This is a genomic window from Aminobacter sp. P4_H6_2 (genome assembly GCF_056400805.1).
Window position 1 is genome coordinate 1 of the sequence record NZ_JBFUKO010000684.1, and the last position, 2,742, is coordinate 2,742.

The 2,742-nt window shown below is 62.1% G+C and carries 4 protein-coding genes; all 4 read left to right on the forward strand.

What is annotated here, in order from left to right:
- Positions 1-633: dipeptidase (locus tag AC1DUU_RS28590; protein WP_476786708.1), on the forward strand; the 633-nt coding region annotated here is incomplete at its 5' end.
- Between the two features lie 30 nt (positions 634-663).
- On the forward strand, positions 664-1,626 hold the full coding sequence (locus tag AC1DUU_RS28595; protein ID WP_476786711.1) for an ABC transporter substrate-binding protein: 963 nt from the start codon (positions 664-666) through the stop codon (positions 1,624-1,626).
- Positions 1,611-2,423 (forward strand): ABC transporter ATP-binding protein, encoded by an 813-nt coding sequence (locus tag AC1DUU_RS28600; protein WP_476786709.1) that lies wholly within the window; start codon positions 1,611-1,613, stop codon positions 2,421-2,423. Before AC1DUU_RS28595 ends, AC1DUU_RS28600 begins: the two co-directional genes overlap by 16 nt.
- 3 nt (positions 2,424-2,426) lie before the next feature.
- Positions 2,427-2,742, forward strand: a 316-nt coding sequence (locus AC1DUU_RS28605) for an ABC transporter permease subunit (protein ID WP_476786710.1), incomplete at its 3' end; no start/stop codon positions are given.

Here is a 2,742-nt window from a genome sequence, read left to right on the forward strand (position 1 = left end):
TGGATGATCGTGGCATACAATACCCGCAACCCCCTTGGCGACGGCTGCCACGAGCCCTCTGACGCAGGACTTTCCATGTTGGGCCGCGCCTTCGTGGCTGAAGCGAACCGCGTCGGGATGATGCTTGACGCAAGTCACGCCGGCGTCAACACCTCGCTCGACATCATCGAACTATCCGAAAAGCCGGTGGTGTTTTCACATTCGAGCGTCCGTGCGTTGAAGAACCATGAACGCAACATCGACGACATTCAGATCAAGGCACTTGCCAGGCGTGGTGGCGTGATTGGTATCAACTCTATCGGCGCCTTTTTGACCGACGACAACCGATCGGACGTCTCGGCACTCATGCGCCATATCGACTACATCGCCCAACTCGTCGGACCCGAGCATGTCGGCCTCGGCCTCGACACTGTTTTCTACCAGCCCTTCATGACCAAGCTCTACGATTCCGGTCCGATGATGGCGTTGCGCGGCTATCCGCGTCCGCCCTGGGCCGATGTCAAACCCGAAGTCCTGCCTGAGCTGGTCGAGGCGCTGGAACGCCATGGCTATTCAGAGACCGCCATACTTGGCGTGCTGGGCGAGAATTTCCTGCGGGTCGCCGAACAGAACTGGCGTCCCTCCATCGTGTAATCCCAACCTTAGGAGCGTGTCGTGAAATTGATGAAGTGGCTGGTCGCCGCAGCCTTGCTCACCGCCGCAAATGGCACAGCCCTGGCTGACCCGAAGCTGGTCGAAATCGCCAGCTTCGGCGAACACCCAGCACTCAATCAAGTCGCCGAAGGCTTCAAGACCCGGATGACCGAATTGGGCTACGTCGAAGGCAAGAATGTCACCTACGGCTTCCAGCACGCCAATTTCGACCGCAGCCTCGTCCCGCAGATCCTGCAGCAGGTGGAGGCCAAACATCCGGCGCTCATCCTTGCCATTACCACCGGACTCAACCAGGCGGCGGTGCGCGGCATTACCGACAAGTCGATCCCCGTCGTGTTCGGCGCGGTCGTGGACCCGGTCGTGGCAGGCATTGTGCCGGATTGGCAGCATGGTTCGGCATGGAGTTCAGGCGCGTCGATGCTGCCGGATTTCGACGCTTCCTTCGACTATCTCAAAAAAGTGGTGCCGGGCGTCAAGAAGGTCGGAACCCTTTTCAACCCGGGTGAAGACAACGACACCTCCAACATGGAGCTAATCCACAAGGCAGCCGCTAAGGCCGGGATCGAGGTTGTCGGCGTGCCGGTCGACAATGCCAACGACCTGCCCCAGCGTGTCCAGACCTTCGCCGGGCAGGTGGATGCCATCTTCCTCATTCAGTCCAACGTGGTGCAGACCTCGGTGCCGGTCGTGGCGCAGGTGGCGCAACGCATCAAGCTGCCGCTGTTCAACTCGGTCTACGCCCCCGACCTCAAGGACCAGCTCGCCGGCTTCCACGCCATCTCCTATCGCAAGAATGGCGAGCATGCCGCCGATATCGCCGACCGAATCCTCAAGGGCGAGAAGCCGGCCGACATCGCGCCCTATGTTCCGAAAAGCGAAGACTTCGACGCCTATGTCAGCCCCAAGGGCCTTGCAGCCGTCGGCCTGACGGTTCCGGAAACGCTCAAGGACAGCCCATGGCTGATCAAGTGACAACGGTGGGCATGCCCCTGCTTGTCTGCGCGGGGCTACGCAAGACGTTCAACGCCGGCCTCGCCGGCGCGAGGCCGGCGCTCGATGGGCTAGACCTTGCGCTCAATCGCGGCGACTTCGTCGTGATCATCGGCTCGAACGGCGCCGGTAAGTCGACGCTGCTCAACACCATAGCGGGCGCAATCGAGCCGGACGGTGGCTCGATCACCCTGGATGGCCGCGACATCACCCGTCTTGCGGCGCACCGTCGGGCAGGCATGATCTCGCGCGTGTTCCAGGACCCGATGGTCGGCACCGCTGCGGCGATGACCATCGAGGAAAACCTGGCGCTGGCCGAGCAGCGCGGACGGCGCCGGGGTTTTGCGCTCCATCTCGACGCCGGTAAGCGCGACCGCTACCGGGCGCTGCTCGCCGGCCTGTCGCTCGGCATGGAAGACCGTCTGTCGACACCGGTGGCTCAGCTCTCGGGCGGGCAACGCCAGGCGCTGTCCCTGATCATGGCATCACTGTCGCGCCCCTCACTGCTGCTGCTCGACGAGCATACGGCGGCATTGGACCCGCGCACCGCCGACCTGATCATGGCGACGACCCTGCGCATCGTCGCCGAACAGACACTCACCACGCTGATGGTCACCCACAATATGCGCCAGGCGATTGAGACCGGTAACCGGCTGGTGATGATGGATGCCGGCCGTATTCGCGACGACATCGGCGGCACCGAAAAAGCAACGCTCACGCCTGCCGACCTCGTCGAAAAGTTCAGAATAGAAAACGACCGCATGCTGCTCGGAACCTGACCAATGGACGTGATCCACGCCTACCTCAATCTCGTGCCGGTGACGCTGTCGCAAAGCCTCATCTATTCGTTCCTGGTGCTCGGCATCATGATCCCGTTCCGGCTGCTGAGCTTTCCCGACCTGACGAGCGAAGGTGCGTTCCCACTCGGCGGCTGCGTCTGTGCCACACTTTTGCTGGCGGGATATCCACCACTGTTTGCAACCGTTGTGGCGATGCTCGCCGGTGTCGGGGCGGGTGCGGCGACGGCATTGGTGCACCTGCGTTTCCGGATCAATTCGCTGCTGGCCGGCATCTTGGTCTTCACGGCACTCTACAGCC